This is a genomic window from uncultured Hymenobacter sp., assembly GCF_964243305.1.
Taxonomy (GTDB): domain Bacteria; phylum Bacteroidota; class Bacteroidia; order Cytophagales; family Hymenobacteraceae; genus Hymenobacter.
This window is the reverse complement of the sequence record NZ_CAXTEF010000008.1, coordinates 94,826-111,790: the sequence shown is the minus strand read 5'-3', so window position 1 is coordinate 111,790 and position 16,965 is coordinate 94,826. Positions and strand designations below refer to the sequence as shown.

Here is a 16,965-nt window from a genome sequence, read left to right as displayed (position 1 = left end):
TCTTAAAGAATAAACTGGAGCAAAAACGGGCCGCCCCTCAACTCATAATTCATAACTTTTAACTCATAACTCAAGAAGTTACCGCCCTTGCAGCCGGGCCAGCACCTCCTCAGTGCGGTAGCCCTCGACGGTGAACTCGCGCAGGCCGAACACGCGCACGGCCTCTTGCAGCGTGGCTAAATCGGCGGTGAGCAGGGCGGGCGGCACGAAGCCGGCTTCCTCCATCGAGATGCCCTGCACCACCCGCGCCAGGCGCCCGAACTGCGCGGGCGTGGCGTACATAAGCGTGGCTTCTTCGGGCGAGGAAAACAGCAGCGAAAGCGTGCCGGCGGGCGTTTCGGGCAGGGTGGCAGGCTGCTCCTGCGCCGGCAGCAGGGCCAGGAAGGATTCCAGAATGTGGCGGTTGGTTTCGGCGCCGAGCAGGACCAGCGCGGCCTTCTTGTTTTGCTTTTCGCGGCGCTCGAAGTGGATGGCTGTAGCCAGACGCAGCACTTCGGAGGGGTAGGCGGCGCGGGTCGTGTCGAATTCTTTGCTGCGCAAAAGCTGCTTAGGCTTGAAGTCGAAGTGCTCGTGCGGATTCTGGAAGCGGTTGGTGCCAATAATAATCTGCTGGCCGGTAGCAATGCGGTTAAACGTGGCCAGCCCCACTTTCCGAACTTCCTCTAGCACCAGCCCGCGCGCGGCGGGCAGCCCGCCGGCCGCTTCCACCCGCTGAAATGTGGCCCAAGCCGCGCGGGCCAGCTCGTCGGTCAGCGTCTCGATGAAGTAGGAGCCGGCGGCCGGGTCCTGCACCCGGCCCAGGCCGGCCTCGTCACGCAGCAGCAGCGGTAGGTTGCGGGCCAGGCGGGCTGAAAACTCGTTCGGGGCCGCATAGAGGCAGTCGAAGGGCGCCACCGTCACGGCGTCGGCGCCGCCGAGCACCGCGCCCAGGGCCTCGGTGGTGTGGCGCAGCAGGTTGGACTGCGGGTCGAGCGTGGTGCGCGTCCACGACGAAGTGCTGGCATAAATCGGCAAACTCAGCGCGGCCTCTACCGGCAGCCCGAAGCCGTGCAGCAGCGTGGCCCAGAGCTGGCGCAAGGCCCGCAGCTTGGCGATTTCAAGGAAAAAGCTGGTTCCTACCCCCACGTGCAAATGCAAAGCCGCCGCCACTTCGGCCGGGGCAATATCGTCGTCGGGCAGCTCGGCCAGCAGGGCGGCGGCCGTGTTCAGGCTAAACGCAATCTGCTGGGTAGCCGTGGCGCCGCGGTTGCCGAAAAACGTGCTGTTCACGGTCACGGCCCGGAAGGCGGGGTAGGGGCGCGCCAGCCGCAGGCACTGCCGCAGCGCTTCCCGAAAATGGATAGCCTCGGCGCCTTCGGGCACGGCGCCGGGGGCAAAACGCAGAAAGCCGCGCAGTCCGCCTGCTTCCGGAAGCGCCGCCGCCAGCCGCCGCAAGAGCTGGTCGGGGCTTTTAACCACCGTAAAACCCAGAAACGTGGCTGCCAGCGGCAAGCGCTCGGCCAGGTAGGCCACGGCGAAATCGGCCGGGTCGCCAAGCAGCTCGAAATGAATGCCGTCGGCGCCGCGGGCCAGCGCGTCGGCAGCCTGCTCGATTTGCAGGCGGCCATCGGCGCCGGCTGGCACGGGCAGCGCCGGCAGGTTCAGAAAGGAAGCACTAGGCCGGACGAGGGGGGTAGGAATTGCGCCCAAAGCATTCAACGCCTCGCGGTGGTAGAATGGCTCCAGCGTCAGGCCGTCCAGGTCGGGCAGGGGCCAGCGCAGCGAGGCGGGGTCGGCGCCCTTCAGGTCGCGGGCCAGGCGCGCCTGCCACTCGGCGGTGCTCACCGGGGCAAACTCACGAAACGAGAGCGGCGCGGCGCCGGGCGGGAGGTCAGACATATCGTTGAACCAGGGAAAAGCGGGCTTGCTACAACGGCGCACCCGCCCCGAAAGATACCGCCGGCCCCTGGAAAGCCGGGCCGGCCGCCCGGCGGCGCCGTAACTTTGGAAGCCGCCGCACCCTGGCGCGATGGGGTTTTGCGTTCGGGCTTTTTACCACCATTTGCTTCCTGATTTGACTTTCGCCCGCCACCTTCGCTCGCTTTGCCTGGCCGGCAGCCTGGCGCTGGCCCTGCCCGCCTGCCAGCGCGCCGCCTACCGGTCCATCGCCCGCCTGGCGCCGGCCACGAGCCATCCGGTGGGCAAAGCCCTGCCCGACGACCCCGCGGCGGCGGCCCTCATCCGGCCCTATCACGATAAGGTGGCGAGCCAGATGGCCGAGGTGGTGGGCACGGCGCCCGCCCCACTCGTCAAGAGCGCCGGCGAGTCGCCGCTGGCCAACTTCGTGGCCGACATCCAGCGCGCCCGCGCCAGCCAGGCACTGAACGAGCCCATTGCCTTGAGCGTAATGACCAACGGGGGCCTGCGCGCGGCCCTGCCCGCCGGCCCCATCACGCTGGGCGCGGTGTTCGAGCTGATGCCGTTCGAGAATGAGCTGGTGGTGCTTGACGTGCCCGGCCCGGTCGTGCGGCAGCTCTTCGACTACGCCGCCCGCAGCAAGATGGCCGTCGCCGGCGCCACCTACGCCGTCACCTTCGACGGCCAGCCCCAGGATATCCGCATCGGCGGCCAGCCCTTCGACCCCAACCAGGCCCGGACCTGGCCCATCGCCATCTCCGATTACCTGGCCTCGGGCGGCGACAACATGCTGTTTTTCAAATCCCTACCCCCCCGCCACACCAACATCCTGCTTCGCGCTGCCATTGCCGACCACATCCGCGCCCTCACCAAGGCCGGCAAGCCGGTGGAAGCGAAGGTGGAGGGCCGGGTGAGGGTGAATTAGGAATGAAGAAATAGGAATGAAGAAAATAACTAGCAGAAAGGCGGTCATGCAGAGCGCCAGCGAAGCATCTCGCGGGCGGCACTAACCCAATCGTTGTTGACCGCTGGTTGCTTCCCCACGCGAGGTGCTTCGCTTGCGCTCTGCCTGACCGCCTTCTTACTCGTTTCCCCAACAAGAAACCAAGCTATGAACCGTCGCGACTTTATCCGGCAGGCTACCTTCAGCACCGCCGCCCTGAGCACCCTGGCCGCGCTGCCCGCCGCGGCCAGCCCTACCCCCCGCCGCCTCACCATCCTGCACACCAACGACCTGCACTCGCGCATCGAGCCCTTTCCCGACAACGGCGGGCAGTGGGCCGGGCTCGGTGGTATGGCCCGGCGCGCGACTATGATTAGTCAGATTCGGGCGCAGGAGCCTAACGTGCTGCTGCTCGATTCGGGCGACATTTTCCAGGGCACGCCCTACTTCAATTTTTTCGGCGGCGAGTTGGAATACAAGCTCATGAGCCAGATGGGCTACGACGCCAGCACCCTCGGCAACCACGATTTTGACAACGGGCTGGAGGGCTTGCAGCGCCAACTGCCCAACGCGAAATTTCCGTTTCTCATCGCCAACTACGACTTCAGCCAGACGCCGCTGGCCGGCCGTTTTCAGCCTTCCAAGGTGTTTGAGAAAGCCGGCCTGCGCGTGGGCGTGTTCGGGCTGGGTATTGAGCTGAAGGGCCTGGTGGCCGACAAAAACTTCGGCGCCACGCAGTATCTCGACCCCGTGGCCAAGGCCCGCGAGCTGGTGAGCCGGCTGCGCGGCCCCGAAAAGTGCGACCTGGTGATTTGCCTCTCGCACCTGGGATATAAATATTCAAATCAAAATGACTCGGCCAGGATTGACGACCGCAAGCTGGCCGCCCAGGTAGCCGGCATCGACCTGATTTTGGGCGGCCACACCCACACGTTTATGGAGCGGCCGGAGCCGATTGCGGGCCCGGACGGGCACCAGACGCTCATCAACCAAGTCGGCTGGTCGGGCATCAACCTGGGCCGGCTCGACTATGAGTTTTCGCGCGGCCGGCGCCGGCCGGCCCTGGCCCAGGCCGCCGTGCTGCCCGTGGGCGGGGCCTGTTAGCGGGCCGATATACGCAAGCGAAAGCCGGTTTTTTTAACTGCCGAGTTTTCCACAAATTTGTTCCCCCTGAAAAAACGCGGCCGCCCGGCGGCTGGTCCAGGTACCTCCATTTATTCGCATTTCGGGTTGGCCCGGCAGTTGTTTTCTCTGGTTAATGCTCCAAGATTTCCGCACCGTTTGGGCCAGTTGCCTGCGCACGATTCGGGCAGAAATCGGCGAGCAGAGCTACCGCACTTGGTTTGAGCCGATTTTTCCGGTCGAGCTGAAGCAGAACGTGCTCACCATTCAGGTGCCGACTTTTTACTTCTACGAGTGGCTCGAAGAGCACTACGTGGACGAGTTGCGCCGCGCCATCTACCAGGAGCTGGGCCCTGGCGGCCGCCTCGAATACAGCGTGGCCGTGGACCAGGGCAACGAGCAGTCGCAGCCCCGCACCCTGCACGTGCCGCCGGCCCGCAAAGCCGCGCCAAGCGCCGAGAGCCCGCCGCCCGCCCGCCCCACCTCGCCCGAAGAGCGCGAAGCCCGCGAGCAGCAGCGCGAATCCCGGCCCGCGCCGGCCGCCGCCACCTCCTACGCCCCGGCCGGCATCGGCGTGTTGCGTAACCCGGCGGCCCGGCAGTTTGGCGCCACAGCCACGGCCCCTACCCCCGTCTTGCTGCGCAACCCCTTCGACGCCCTCAAAACGCTCGACCACCAGGGCGTGGCCTCCCAACTCAACGGTTCCTACACGTTTGAGAACTACATTGAGGGCGACTGCAACCGGCTGGCGCGTACCGCCAGCCTGGCCGTGGCCAACAAGCCCGGCACGACCAGCTTCAACCCGTTGATGCTGTACGGGGGGGTAGGGCTGGGCAAAACCCACCTCGTGCAGGCCATCGGCAACCACATCAAGGCCACCTACGCCGACAAGTTCGTGCTCTACGTCTCGGCCGAGAAGTTCACGAACCAGTTCATCGAGAACGTGCAGCGCAACACGGTCCAGGACTTCGCCAACTTCTACTTGCAGGTCGATATTCTGATTCTGGACGACGTGCAGTTCTTGTCGAAAAAGGACAAGACCCAGGAGATGTTCTTCCACATCTTCAACCACTTGCACCAGGCCGGCCGCCAGATTGTGATGACTTCGGACCGTGCCCCGCGCGACCTCGTGGGCCTGGAAGACCGCCTGCTCTCGCGCTTCAAGTGGGGCCTGACGGCCGACTTGCAAAGCCCGGATTTCGAGACCCGCATCGCCATCATCCAGAACAAGATGCAGCAGGACGGCATCGATATTCCGCCCTCGGTGGTCGAGTACCTGGCCTCGTCAGTCGATACGAACGTGCGGGAGCTGGAAGGCGTGCTGATTTCACTCGTGGCCCAAAGCAGCCTGGAGCGCCGCGAAATTGACCTCGAAATGGTCAAGCAGGCCCTGCGCCACATCATTGAGGACATTGAGGCCGAGGTGAACGTGGACTTTATCCAGAAGGCCGTGGCCGAGTACTACCATCTGCCGGTGGAGCTGCTCAAGGCCAAAACCCGCAAGAAGGAAGTCGTGCAGGCCCGGCAAGTGGCCATGTACTTCGTGAAAGAGTGCACCACGCACTCGCTCAAGAGCATCGGCCACCACTTCGGGGGAAGAGACCACACCACGGTCATCCACTCGGTGCAGCTCGTGTCCGACCTCGTGGACCGCGACAAAGCCTTCCGCGCGCAGGTGCTAGAGCTGCGCAAGAAGTTCGTGAAAGGGTAGGGGGGTAGGGATTTTTCCGGGCCGGATTGGGTAGCTTTGGGGAAAGCATTTTGCCCTATGGAAACCTTAGCGCCCGCCGAACTCAGCCAATATGAGTTGGAACGTGGAAAACCCATGCCCAGTCTAAAACACGCCCGGATTCAAAAAAAGCTGCTGCGCATTCTGGAGCAAGGCTTGGGTGCGTCCTATGAGGTACTGCCCGAACTGAAGATCATCTTAGACGAGCGCAGTGCCGTACCTGATGTAGCTGTTTTTAAGCAAGCAAACCTGCCTGTTACTCAAACTGGGCCTGATTTCATAGCCGTAAGCAATATTCCCATCACGGCAATAGAGATTCTCTCCCCCACGCAAGTCATTGCGGAACTGCTGGAAAAATCGCGGCGCTACTTCGCGGCCGGAGTTAAATCCTATTGGTTGGTGCTGCCTGAGCTGCGTGGCATTGCGGTGTATTCCGAACTGGGCAAGTACAAGTACTTCTATAATGGGCAGACGCTGACGGACCCGGCAACTGGTATTGAGATGGCCGTCAGCCCACTCTTCGACTAGCCCAGCGCCGCGCTGCCGGACGCGGCGGCCGTTTCGCGCAGCGCGATGCCGTATTGCCCGGCAAAGCGGCGCACCTGCTCGCGGAAGATGTCGCGCCGCCGCCGGCCTTTCACCTCGCGTAAGTTCAGAGCGTACAGCTCATTGTCTTTCAGCCGGACGCGCAGCAGCAGCGGCAGCAGCTCCAGGGTGGCGATGTTTTCGGCTGCGAAGACCTGCTTGGGGCGGAAAAGGCCGTTTTTATGTACGATGTAGCCGGGCGTGAACTCCAGGTAGCTCTGCGTACCGAAGATGGGCGCGTTGTGCACCAGCACGTAGCCCAGGTACACGAGCGTGAAAATCAGGAACACGAAGTGCAGAAAGTGGTAGTCTTGCGCGCCCACTTCGTCGCCCCACATCGAAAACAGCACGTAGGCCAGCCAGAAGGCGCCAATGGCCAGCTGCCCCCAGAACGGAATGCGTGATGTATTGGCGGGGCGCAGGCGAATGCGGGTGGTACCAGTGGGCATGGCGGCGAAATTAGCGGTTAGTGGTCAATGAATAACGGCTAGTAATTAACAAGGGGGGTAGGGAATTCAGTTGTCGCCGCCGTAGATTCCCTACCCCCCCTTGTTAATTACTAACCGCTAACCACTAGCCGACAAGCTTGGCTTCCAGCGTCATGTCGCCCACCGCGCTCAGCGCCCGCGAGATGGGGCAGTTGGCTTTCGCGTCTTCGGCAAAGGCCTGAAACTCTTCGGGCGAGAGGCCCTGGACCCGGCCCTCGGTGCTGATGTGAATGCCGGTGACGAGCGGCGGCTTGGCCGTGGGGTCCATCGTCACGAGCGACGTGGTGGTAATACCCTCGCTCTGATGGCCTGCCTGCGTGAGCACGCTGGTCAGGTACATGGTGTAGCAGCCGGCGTGGGCCGCGCCAATCAGCTCTTCCGGGTTGGTGCCCTTCTGGCCCTCGAAGCGGCTACCGACCGAATAAGGCGCCTCGATGACGCCGCTTTGGGTGGAGAGGATGCCGTGGCCTTTGATGTCGCCGGTCCAGGCGGCTTTTCCGCGTTGCTTAATCATGGTATTTTGGGGAAATGAAGGAAAATGAAGGATGAAGAATGTCGTACTCGGCTGCCAAACGGCGGTAAGCAGGCGGAGGTTTGAAAAAACGGGCTGCCAAACCCGCCGAATGTACCTTCGCCGCCCGGCCAATAGGAATTTTCACGGTTTTACAGGGGTGAGCGTATGGGCATAAAATCCTTTCTGAGCCGGCCCGTGGCGGCTTATGTGGTGGCAGGCTACCGCGGCTGGCAGCGCACGCCGGCTGCCACGCAGCTGCAGCTGCTGCGGCAGCTCACGGCCACGGCCGCCGGCACCGCCTTCGGCCGCGACCACGGCCTGGCCGGCATCCAGACGCCCGCGCAGCTTGCCGCCCAGGTGCCGGTGCGCGACTACGAAGGGCTGGCACCCTACTTCAACCGCGTGAAAGCCGGCGAGGCCGACGTGCTCTGGCCCGGCCGGCCGCTGTATCTGGCCAAAACCAGCGGCACCACCTCGGGCGCCAAGTACATTCCCATCACGGCGGCCAGCATTCCCAACCACATCAACGGCGCCCGCGACGCGCTGCTGCACTACGTCCACGCCACCGGCAAAAGCCGGTTTCTGGATGGCAAGCTGATTTTCCTGTCCGGCTCACCGGTGCTCGAAGACGTCGGCGGCACGCCCACGGGCCGGCTGTCGGGCATCATCAACCACCACGTGCCGGTTTACTTGCGCCGCAGCCAGCTGCCGAGCTACGAAACCAACTCCATCGAAGACTGGGAAACCAAGCTCGACCGCATCGTGGACGAGCTGCTGGGCGAGCCGCTAACCCTGATTTCGGGCATTCCGCCCTGGATTCAGATGTATTTCGACCGCGTGACGGCCCGCACCGGCCGGCCCGTGGGGGAGGTGTTCCCGCAGTTCAGCCTCTTCGTGACCGGCGGCGTCAACATCGTGCCCTACCAGGCCCGCCTGCGCGAAAGCATTGGCCGCCCCGTCGATACGCTGGAGCTGTACCCGGCCTCCGAAGGGTTTCTGGCCTTCCAGGACGAGCCCGGCAATCCGGGCCTGCTCCTGCTGCTTGATAGCGGCATTTTCTTTGAATTCGTGCCCGCCGAGCGCTTTTTTGAGGCCCACCCGCCCCGCTTGAGCATCGCCGACGTGGAATTGGATACGCAGTACGCCGTTATGCTCTCCTCCAACGCCGGCCTGTGGGGCTACTCGCTCGGCGACACGGTGCGCTTCGTGAGTCTGGCCCCGCACCGGGTCGTGGTCACGGGCCGCATCAAGCACTTTCTGTCGGCCTTCGGCGAGCACGTCATTGGTGAGGAAGTCGAGGCCGTGCTGCGCGAAGCCATGCGCCAGCACCCCGAAACCGAGGTCGTTGAATTTACCGTAGCGCCGCTTGTCAGCGCTGACCCGGCCGTGCCCTCGCGCCACGAGTGGCTGGTTGAGTTTGGCCGCCCGCCGCGGGATATAGTCAGTTTCGCCTTCGCGCTGGATACTGCGCTACGCCAGCGCAACGCTTATTACGACGACCTGCGCCGCGGCGACATCCTGGCTCCGCTCCAACTCACGCCGCTGCCGGCCGGCGCCTTCCAGCGCTACATGAAAAGCCAGGGCAAGCTCGGCGGCCAGAACAAAGTGCCGCGGTTGAGCAATGATAGGGGGGTAGGGAATGGGCTGCTGGCCTGCGCCTGAAAATGCGTAATTTGTACTATGCTTCGCCTTGACAAAACCGTTACTCGCAAAGTACCGCTTCATTACGACCAAGACGCAGACGACCACGCTCGTTGGCGGGCAATGACTTTTGCTGAAAAACGGGAAGTAGTAGAATATCTGCACTATCAGGCTGGAGTTCTTTACGCGCTAAGTAAATTGCCGCGAAGCCCAGAGGCCACAGAAGCCAGTAATGAAGAAAAATAAAGTCGTGTTCTCGGTGAGCGTGGACGATGACGGCGACTGCTTATTTGACGTTGACATCATTCGGCCAGATGTAAAAGCACATGCCTATTTTTACGGCGATGCCAACACGTTTGATGCTTTTGGCAAAACGTTAATGGCATTCCCCAAAAATGCTGCGGATACCGTCGGTTTTGAGGTTGGCCAAGCTGGTCATCCCTCGACTTTAGTCTACTTGCTTATAGAAGCTTATTGCGCTAGCCCGGTAGGCCATACGGCGCTCAGGATTATAGTTGACAACAACGAAGAACGGGCAGCTCATCACCGCTTCGAGTTTTCTATTGCATCAGAAGCAGCTTCCATTAATAAATTGGGCACATTGCTAGTCAACTGGAATGTCAGTGACACGCCAGAGATTGTATGGAAATCCCAAATCAGCTAGTGACCAAACCTGCCCTGCACGCCGCCTGCCAGGCCCTCATCGCCCAGCGGATGGCCGCCGCCACCCAGGCCATGCAGGCGGCGCAGGAATCGGCCAACTCCGAAACCAAGAGCAGCGCCGGCGACAAGTACGAAACCGGCCGCGCGATGGCCCAGGAAGAGCGCAACCGCAACGCCGCCCAGCTCCACCAGGCCCAGCAGCTGCAAGCCGAATTGGCTCGCATTAACCCTCATTTAGTTTGCGATACGGTGCGGCAGGGCGCCTTGGTGCAGACGAGTTTGGGCTGGTTTTACCTCAGCGTCAGCGCGGGCGCATTGGCCGGCGCAGGGGGGGTAGAGAATCAGCCGGAAGTTTTTGCCGTGTCGGCGGCCGCGCCGGTAGCGCTGGCGCTGCACGGCAAGCGGGCGGGTGAGGAAGCCGTTTTCAACGGCAAGGCCGTGCGGGTGCTGGCGGTGAGCTAAGGCGTGAGCACCCGCAGGCCGGGGACTTCGGCGAAGTGCCGGTCGAGGGTGAGCAGCGGCACGTCGTGGGCGCGGCAGATGGCGGCAATCCACATGTCGTTGTCAGGAATGAGCGGCCTTTTTGCTTCAGGACCAGGCGAATTTCGGCGTAGTGCTCGGCGGCCATAGCGTCGAGGAGCAGCGCGGGTAGGTTGCGGATGAAGGTGCGATATAATCCCAGGTTTTTGGTGAGACGCCCTGAGTTGTGAGCCCCGAACAACAACTCCCCAGCCACCACGGTGGGCAATGCATACGGTGCCTGCTGCCGCTCCTGAGGGAGCTGCAATTTGCCGCGCAAGATTTCAATGCCGATATTCGTATCGAGGGCTACCATTCGCCTTCGATATTGTTAAACTCTCGGTTAATAACGTCGTGCATTTCCTCGGCTTCTTCGTTAGAAATGGTGCCAGCAAACTGCATGAGGGCCTCGTAGCTGCCTTTCGGCGGGCGGTTCGGCTCTTCCTTTTCGCGCTGTTCCAGAAACGCGAGTATCTCGTGCAGCAACTGGCTATCATCTGATTTGGCAATGCGCTCGATAATTTGTTCTTTGTAGGTCATGGCAAAAGCTAGTTGACTTTAGGAAAAGTACGCCTGTAACGCCGCCCTACCCCCTTAGTTCCAGCCCGCCCCGCCCGGCGCGGCCGACTCGCTTTCGGGCTTGATGAGGCGGAACTCCACGCGGCGGTTGACGCGCGCGTCGGCCTCGGTCAGCTCGTCTTTGAGCGGGCGACTGGCGCCGTAGCCGAAGCTCTCGATGCGGCTGGCCGCAATTATGCCCTTGCGCTCGATGTAGCTGCGAATGGCGGCAGCGCGGTCCTGCGAGAGCTTCTCGTTCTCATCCGAGTCGCCTTTGGTGTCGGTGTGGCCGGCGATGCTGAGCCGAAACGTGGGGTGGTCGACCAGGAACAGGGCCACGCGGTCGAGGGTGCCGTGCATGGCCGGGCGGATAGCCGCCCGGCCGGCCTCGAACTCGATGTTCTTAAAAATAAGCGGCAGCTTGTAGTCGATGCTGTTGGTGAGCAGGCTCATCACCGTGTCGCCTTTGAGGATAAACTGCTTTTCGATGCTGAAAAAGTCGGGGCTCTGAATCAGCAGGGCGTAGTGCGAGCCCTCCATCAGCTCGAAGTCAAACGTGCCGTCGGGCCGCAGGTACTTGCTGGCCACCTCGATGCCGTTATCCGTGTCGATGATGCTAACGATACCCTTGAGCGGGTTGTGGCTCACCGAATCGAGCAAGGTGCCTTCCACTTTGGTGGTGGCCAGCGGCTGCGCCTCCATCGGCAGTGGAAAGGAGTACAGGTCCAGATTGGTTAGCTCCTTCTCTTCGGAGCGGGCGTAGTAGAGGTTTTTGCTTTGCGCGTCGATGCTGAAATAATATTCCGAGCCCTTGCCATTTACCAGCGGCCCGATGTTGCGGGGCTCCTGCCAGCGGCCGGCCACGCGGTAGGTTTTGTAGATGTCGAAGTCGCCAAAGTTGAGCAATTGGCCCCGCGAGCTGAAATACAGCACATTATACAGCGGATGAAAAAACGGGCTCAGGTCATTGTCGCGGGTGTTCACCACCGGCCCCAGGTTCTGGGCCTTGCCCCACTGCCCGTTGCGCTGCCGGGCCGAGAAGTAGATATCCGACAAGCCGAAGCCGCCGAGCCGGTCGGAGGCAAAGTAGAGCGTATCCTCTTTGGGCGAAAGGCTGGGCTGCGAGTCCCAGGCCGGCGAGTTGACTTGCGCGCCCAGGTTTTGCGGGGTGCTCCACTTGCCATCCTTGCCCAGCCGGGCCGTGAACAGGTCGCAGTTGCCGCGGCAGCCGGGGCACTCGCAGCGGGCGAAAAAGATGGTTTTGCCATCCCTGGTGAAGCAGGCTGAGCCCTCATTGTAGAGCGAGTTGATGGGCTTGGGCAGCGGCTCGGCGTCGGTCCAGCTGCTGCCGTCTTTGCGCGAGGTGTAGAGGTCCTCATCCACCACCGCCTTGAGGCCGCGGCGCTTGCGCTTGGAGCTGAAGAGCAGCAGCGTGTCGCCGCCGCTCAGGGCCGGGCCGTAGTCGGGCACGGCGCTGTTGATGGCATCGCCCATGTTGGCCTGCACGCCGCGGGGCGGATGAAACGTGTTGAGATTTTTGCGGTACTCGACCAGGTTGTAGTAGGTCTTGAGCGGCACGTAGAGGTCGGTGCGGTCGGTTTCGAGCGAGTCGTAGTAGTTCTGGACTTTTTTAATATCGGTCCGGTGGTGCTTCAAGGCCAGGCGGAAGTAGGCCTTGGCTTTTTCCTGCTGGCTGCTGTCGCGCTGCAAAAGCTGACCCAGGCGCCAGAGCAAATCGGTATTGCGCCAGAAGTTCTCGATGCCGAACTGCGCCACGTACTGCTCGCGCAGGGTGCGGGCCAGGCGGTAGTCGCGCCGCCGCTCGGCCCGCTCGATGGCCCGGTAAGCCTTTTTGTCTTCAAAATAGGGGATTTTATTGATGTTGATAAAGTCTGGCGTGGCGTCGGGGCGCACGCGCAGGCGCCGGCTGCTCAGGCTGGCGCGCCCGCGCCCGCGGGCCTGGGCGGCGACTTGGGTAGCGCGCTGCCCGGCGGCTGGCTTAGTCTGGGGCGCCCGGCTGCCGCGTTGCGCCCAGGTCGCGGGTGCGGCACTGAAGACTAGAAACAACCCTGGCAGCAAATACGACAGCAGCAGACGGCGCAAGGAGGCAGACATTGGAAAAAACAAGAGTGGGAAAGGACCCGCAAGTTGCCTAAAAATAGGGATTTAAACCAGAAACAGCCCGGCTCGTCACGAATGCGTTTGCTGGCTTCGCCCGACAAGAGGGGGGTAGGGAACAGGCCGCCCTTAATCGGGGGGCGGCCCTGGCGCTGACGCTGATGCCGGACGAGGAGCCGCCGGGCAATTTCAGGAGCCCCGGCGGGCGCTTCCGCCGCGGCGCGGCTACTTTCGGCCGCCGGCCCGGACTTGGTGGCGGGGCAGGGGGCAGGGAATTGGGCGGCAGCGGGCCGTGACAAATAGCGGCCTGCTCCCTGCCTGGCACGGCCCTTGACCGGTACGCCGACCCGGTCCCGTACCTTACCGGGCCCGCTGCCCCTGGCCTGATGGCTGCCAAACTGGCATCCGCAGGCTTTTTCCGTTGCTATTCTCTTTCCTGATGTCTGCAAATTCCCGCCGTTCCGCGCGCACTCTAGGCGAAGTCAATCCGCAGCCCGAGGCCATTTCCATCATGGCTGCTGACCCCGACCACCTGCTGAGCCGGGCCGATGCGCCCGAAACCCTACCCCTGCTGCCGGTGCGCAACACGGTATTGTTTCCCGGCGTGGTGCTGCCCGTGACCGTAACGCGCAAAAAAGGCGCGAAGCTGGTGCGCAAAATCAACCAGAAAGACCGCCTGCTCGGCATCGTGGCCCAGCAAAACCCCGAAGCCGACGACCCCAGCACCGACGACCTCTACGCCGTGGGCACATTGGCGCGTATCCTTAAGCTCATTGAGCAGCCCGATGGCAATGTGACCATCATTTTGCAGGGCCAGCTGCGGTTTCGGGTGGAGGAGCAGCTCACCTTCGAGCCGTTTCTGACCGCGCGGGTGGGCTATTTTGCCGAAAGCACCCTCGACCCCGACGACGCCGGGCAGCTGGGCTTGTTGCAAGCGCTGCGCGAGGCCGCCGGCAAGGTGCTGGAGTTAAGCCCCGACATCCCCAACGAAGCCCGCGCCATGCTCGACGGCATCGAGTCGCCTTCGTTTCTGGTGCAGTTTCTTTCCTCTAATGTGCAGCTGGAACTGTCCGCCAAGCAGGCCCTGCTCGACGCGCCCGACGCCGAAGCGCAGGCGCGGATGCTGCTCGAAGCCCTGCTCAAGCAGGCCGAACTGCTGGAAATCAAGCAGGACATTCGCACCAAAACCCACACCGGCATCGATGCCCAGCAGCGCGAGTACTTCCTGCGCCAGCAGCTCAAAACCTTGCAGGACGAGCTGGGCCAGGACGGCCCCGACCAGGACATCAACCGCCTGAAAGTGCGCGCGCTGACCAAAAAATGGACGGAGCCGGTGGCCCTGCATTTCCAAAAGGAAATGGACAAGCTCACCCGCTCCAACCCGATGGCGCCCGACTACGCGGTGAGCCTGAATTACGTCGAATTTCTGCTGGATTTGCCCTGGGGCGAGTACACCAAGGACAAGTTTAACCTCAAGAAGAGCAAGCAAATCCTTGATGCCGACCACTTTGGCCTCGAAAAAGTAAAGGAGCGCATCCTTGAATACTTGGCCGTGCTCAAGCTCAAGCAAGACCTCAAGGCGCCGATTTTGTGCCTGTACGGCCCGCCCGGCGTAGGTAAAACCTCGCTCGGGCGCAGCATCGCCACGGCGCTGGGGCGCAAGTACGTGCGTATGAGCCTGGGCGGCGTGCGCGACGAGGCCGAGATTCGCGGACACCGCAAAACCTACGTCGGGGCCATGCCAGGGCGCATTCTGAGTCAGATTAAGAAGGCGGGCGCGAGCAATCCGGTCATTATTCTCGATGAGATTGACAAGGTGAGCAGCGACTTTCGGGGCGACCCCAGCTCGGCCTTGCTGGAAGTGCTGGACCCAGAGCAGAACGCGACCTTCACCGACAACTACTTGGAAGTGGAGTACGATTTGAGCAAGGTGCTCTTCATCGCCACGGCCAACTCGCTCGACACGATTCAGCCGGCGCTGCGCGACCGGATGGAGATTATCGACCTGACCGGCTACACCCAGGAAGAAAAGACGCTCATTGCCCGCAAGCACCTCTGGCCCAAGCAGCTGCGTGAGCACGGCCTGGGCGAAGCGGAGGTGAAAATCACGGATGCGGCCCTGCACCGCGTGGCCGACGACTACACCCGCGAGTCGGGCGTGCGCGGGCTGGAGCGCAAGCTGGCGGCCCTCACCCGCAACCTGGCCCGCCGCAAAGCCAGCAAGGAATCCCTACCCCCCGTCCTGGAGCCAACCGACGTGCGCAAGATTCTCGGCGCCGCAATTTTCGACCGCGACCAGTACCAGGACAACGACACGGCCGGCGTGGTAACGGGCCTGGCCTGGACGAGCGTGGGCGGCGACATTCTGTTCGTGGAAAGCCTGCTGAGTAGGGGTAGGGGCAAGCTCACGCTGAGCGGGCAGCTGGGCGACGTGATGAAGGAATCGGCCATCACGGCGCTGAGCTATCTGCGCTCGCGGGCCGACGAAATCGGCATCGACTACCGCCTCTTTGAGCAGTACGACTTGCACATTCACTTCCCCGAGGGCGCCGTGCCCAAGGACGGGCCCAGCGCGGGCATCGCCATTTTCACGAGCATCGCCTCGGCCTACACCCAGCGCCGGGTGCGCGCCAAGCTGGCCATGACCGGCGAAATTACCTTGCGCGGCAAGGTGCTGCCGGTGGGCGGCATCAAGGAAAAGCTGCTCGCCGCCCGCCGCGCCGGCCTGACCGATATTATTCTGTGCCCCAAAAACCGCAAGGACATCGACGAAATCCCCGCTGACTACCTCAAGGGCCTCACCATTCACTACGCCGACCGCGTGCTCGACGTGCTGCGCGTGGCCCTGCTGCCGGAGCTGGTGCCGCATCCGCAGCTGCTGCCCATCCGCGACGAGCCCGTGCCGGCCATTGGCGCGAGCGTGGAGGTGCAGTAGCGCCGGCTGGCGGTCCGGTCCGACGCTCTAGGCGCTCGGCCAGTTGAGGGGTGCGCTGTTGGGTAGGATGTCGTTTTAGCGAGCCCGCTAACAACTGGTCCAACGCCTGGGGCGTCGGGCCGGTCGGCGCGTAGTTTTCATTCTTTCCTACCTTTAGCTACATGAAGCAACGCTACGCCCGCTGGTTGACTGGTTTTGGCTTGATGATGGGGGTAGGGAGCTGGCAAACTGCCCTTGCGCAGCAGTTGGGGGGTAGGGCTGCGTTTCCGTTTCTGGAATTGCCGGCCGGCGCCCAGCAGGCGGCTCTCGGCGGCATGGCCCCGGCCGCCCGCGCCGACGACCCGACGCTGCTTTTCGCCAACCCTGCCGCCCTGCACGAGGGCATGGACGGCCGCCTGGCCTTGAGCTACGTGGACTACGTGAGCGACATCCGGCAGAGCACGGCAGCCTACGTTTTTAACACGGCCAAGGCCGGCCGCTTCGGCGTGGGGCTGACCTACGTGAGCTACGGCGACTTCGAGAGCTTCGATGCGGCCGGCAACAGCCTGGGCAGCTTCTCAGTCAATGAGTTCGCGCTGAGCGTGGCTGATTCATACACGAAGGGTAGGGTTACGTTCGGCGGGGCCGCCAAGCTGGCCGTGTCCAGCATTGCCGGCAGCCGCGCGGTGGGCCTGGCCGCCGATGTGGGCGCCTTGTACAAGCACCCGGCGCAGGACTTTACGGTGGGCCTGGTGGTGCGCAATGCTGGCGCCCAACTCACGCCCTACCCCGGCACCCGCCGCGGACCGCTGCCGCTCGACGTGCAGCTGGGCGCCGCCATCAAGCCCGAGCACATGCCGGTGCGCGTCTCGCTCACGGCCCACCACTTGCAGCGCTGGGACATCGAGTATTTTGACCCTAATCAGCGCGGTCCGCTCGATGAGGCCGGCAACGAAACCACCCCCAAGCGCAGCTTCGGCGACAACCTGGCCCGGCACTTCACGGTTGGGGCCGAGCTGCTGCTGGGTCAAAACCTCAGCTTTCGGGCCGGCTACAACCACTTGGCCCGCCGCGAGCTGCGCCTCGACAACGTCAGCGGCGGCGCGGGCCTGAGCCTGGGCGTGATGCTTAAGATTAGTCAGTTCCAGCTCGATTATACTTACGCCACGCTGCAAGCGGCGGGCAGCAGCAACTATTTTACGCTCAGCAAGACGCTATTTAAAAAGAAGGAGTAGGAGCGGGGCTCCGGCTGCTTTTAGTTGCCTTCGTCCGGAC

15 protein-coding genes are annotated in these 16,965 nt (G+C 62.9%); 10 read left to right on the top strand and 5 right to left on the bottom strand.

Features of this window, described 5'->3' with window-relative positions; translation table 11 throughout:
* Positions 1-78 precede the first annotated feature (78 nt).
* Positions 79-1,878: a methylmalonyl-CoA mutase family protein gene (locus ACFE70_RS07530; RefSeq protein WP_375417115.1), complete on the bottom strand. Its 1,800-nt coding sequence runs from the start codon at positions 1,876-1,878 to the stop codon at positions 79-81.
* Positions 1,879-2,053: 175 nt separating this feature from the next.
* On the opposite strand from ACFE70_RS07530, the gene ACFE70_RS07525 reads away from it, so the two are divergent.
* From ACFE70_RS07525 to ACFE70_RS07510, 4 genes are all read left to right on the top strand, one after another.
* Positions 2,054-2,821 (top strand): 5'-nucleotidase C-terminal domain-containing protein, encoded by a 768-nt coding sequence (locus tag ACFE70_RS07525; protein WP_375417114.1) that lies wholly within the window; start codon positions 2,054-2,056, stop codon positions 2,819-2,821.
* A 186-nt stretch (positions 2,822-3,007) separates the two neighbouring features.
* Positions 3,008-3,943: a bifunctional metallophosphatase/5'-nucleotidase gene (locus ACFE70_RS07520; protein ID WP_375417113.1), complete on the top strand. Its 936-nt coding sequence runs from the start codon at positions 3,008-3,010 to the stop codon at positions 3,941-3,943.
* Positions 3,944-4,097: 154 nt separating this feature from the next.
* On the top strand, positions 4,098-5,672 hold the full coding sequence (dnaA, locus tag ACFE70_RS07515; protein WP_375417112.1) for a chromosomal replication initiator protein DnaA: 1,575 nt from the start codon (positions 4,098-4,100) through the stop codon (positions 5,670-5,672).
* Positions 5,673-5,729: 57 nt separating this feature from the next.
* Positions 5,730-6,218, top strand: coding sequence for a Uma2 family endonuclease (locus ACFE70_RS07510; RefSeq protein WP_375417111.1), 489 nt, complete (start codon positions 5,730-5,732; stop codon positions 6,216-6,218).
* Here ACFE70_RS07510 and ACFE70_RS07505 read toward each other — a convergent pair.
* Positions 6,215-6,724 carry a hypothetical protein gene (locus ACFE70_RS07505; protein WP_375417110.1) on the bottom strand — a complete coding sequence of 170 codons (510 nt, stop codon included), beginning with the start codon at positions 6,722-6,724 and terminating at the stop codon, positions 6,215-6,217. The genes ACFE70_RS07510 and ACFE70_RS07505 overlap by 4 nt on opposite strands.
* A 124-nt stretch (positions 6,725-6,848) precedes the next feature.
* On the bottom strand, positions 6,849-7,277 hold the full coding sequence (locus tag ACFE70_RS07500) for an OsmC family peroxiredoxin (RefSeq protein ID WP_375417109.1): 429 nt from the start codon (positions 7,275-7,277) through the stop codon (positions 6,849-6,851).
* A gap of 165 nt (positions 7,278-7,442) precedes the next feature.
* On the opposite strand from ACFE70_RS07500, the gene ACFE70_RS07495 reads away from it, so the two are divergent.
* From ACFE70_RS07495 to ACFE70_RS07480, 4 genes are read left to right on the top strand one after another with little or no spacing between them, the layout of a single operon-like run.
* Positions 7,443-8,939 (top strand): GH3 auxin-responsive promoter family protein, encoded by a 1,497-nt coding sequence (locus ACFE70_RS07495; RefSeq protein ID WP_375417108.1) that lies wholly within the window; start codon positions 7,443-7,445, stop codon positions 8,937-8,939.
* 18 nt (positions 8,940-8,957) lie between these two features.
* Positions 8,958-9,164, top strand: a complete 207-nt coding sequence (locus ACFE70_RS07490; protein ID WP_375417107.1) for a hypothetical protein — start codon at positions 8,958-8,960, stop codon at positions 9,162-9,164.
* Positions 9,151-9,582: a hypothetical protein gene (locus tag ACFE70_RS07485; RefSeq protein WP_375417106.1), complete on the top strand. Its 432-nt coding sequence runs from the start codon at positions 9,151-9,153 to the stop codon at positions 9,580-9,582. The genes ACFE70_RS07490 and ACFE70_RS07485 overlap by 14 nt, the downstream gene beginning before the upstream one ends.
* Entirely contained in the window at positions 9,582-10,043 is a 462-nt protein-coding gene (locus tag ACFE70_RS07480; protein ID WP_375417105.1) for a 3-oxoacyl-ACP synthase, read from the top strand. Before ACFE70_RS07485 ends, ACFE70_RS07480 begins: the two co-directional genes overlap by 1 nt.
* A gap of 366 nt (positions 10,044-10,409) precedes the next feature.
* On the opposite strand, the gene ACFE70_RS07475 is transcribed toward ACFE70_RS07480, so the two are convergent.
* Positions 10,410-10,640 (bottom strand): hypothetical protein, encoded by a 231-nt coding sequence (locus ACFE70_RS07475; RefSeq protein ID WP_375417104.1) that lies wholly within the window; start codon positions 10,638-10,640, stop codon positions 10,410-10,412.
* A gap of 54 nt (positions 10,641-10,694) precedes the next feature.
* On the bottom strand, positions 10,695-12,773 hold the full coding sequence (locus tag ACFE70_RS07470) for an OmpA family protein (protein WP_375417103.1): 2,079 nt from the start codon (positions 12,771-12,773) through the stop codon (positions 10,695-10,697).
* Between the two features lie 442 nt (positions 12,774-13,215).
* Between ACFE70_RS07470 and lon the strand changes: the two genes are divergently transcribed.
* Entirely contained in the window at positions 13,216-15,711 is a 2,496-nt protein-coding gene (gene lon / locus ACFE70_RS07465; RefSeq protein ID WP_375417102.1) for an endopeptidase La, read from the top strand.
* A 161-nt stretch (positions 15,712-15,872) separates the two neighbouring features.
* Positions 15,873-16,925 (top strand): type IX secretion system protein PorQ, encoded by a 1,053-nt coding sequence (gene porQ, locus ACFE70_RS07460; RefSeq protein WP_375417101.1) that lies wholly within the window; start codon positions 15,873-15,875, stop codon positions 16,923-16,925.
* Positions 16,926-16,965: the final 40 nt, after the last annotated feature.

Bases quoted from the DNA above. Each gene is read 5' to 3' on its own strand.
- ACFE70_RS07495 (WP_375417108.1), top strand. From the start codon at position 7,443: ATGGGCATAAAATCCTTTCTGAGCCGGCCCGTGGCGGCTTATGTGGTG.
- ACFE70_RS07490 (WP_375417107.1), top strand. From the start codon at position 8,958: ATGCTTCGCCTTGACAAAACCGTTACTCGCAAAGTACCGCTTCATTAC.
- ACFE70_RS07520 (WP_375417113.1), top strand. From the start codon at position 3,008: ATGAACCGTCGCGACTTTATCCGGCAGGCTACCTTCAGCACCGCCGCC.
- ACFE70_RS07530 (WP_375417115.1), bottom strand. From the start codon at position 1,878: ATGTCTGACCTCCCGCCCGGCGCCGCGCCGCTCTCGTTTCGTGAGTTT.
- ACFE70_RS07485 (WP_375417106.1), top strand. From the start codon at position 9,151: ATGAAGAAAAATAAAGTCGTGTTCTCGGTGAGCGTGGACGATGACGGC.
- ACFE70_RS07475 (WP_375417104.1), bottom strand. From the start codon at position 10,640: ATGACCTACAAAGAACAAATTATCGAGCGCATTGCCAAATCAGATGAT.
- ACFE70_RS07470 (WP_375417103.1), bottom strand. From the start codon at position 12,773: ATGTCTGCCTCCTTGCGCCGTCTGCTGCTGTCGTATTTGCTGCCAGGG.
- porQ (WP_375417101.1), top strand. From the start codon at position 15,873: ATGAAGCAACGCTACGCCCGCTGGTTGACTGGTTTTGGCTTGATGATG.
- ACFE70_RS07510 (WP_375417111.1), top strand. From the start codon at position 5,730: ATGGAAACCTTAGCGCCCGCCGAACTCAGCCAATATGAGTTGGAACGT.
- ACFE70_RS07505 (WP_375417110.1), bottom strand. From the start codon at position 6,724: ATGCCCACTGGTACCACCCGCATTCGCCTGCGCCCCGCCAATACATCA.
- ACFE70_RS07500 (WP_375417109.1), bottom strand. From the start codon at position 7,277: ATGATTAAGCAACGCGGAAAAGCCGCCTGGACCGGCGACATCAAAGGC.
- lon (WP_375417102.1), top strand. From the start codon at position 13,216: ATGTCTGCAAATTCCCGCCGTTCCGCGCGCACTCTAGGCGAAGTCAAT.
- dnaA (WP_375417112.1), top strand. From the start codon at position 4,098: ATGCTCCAAGATTTCCGCACCGTTTGGGCCAGTTGCCTGCGCACGATT.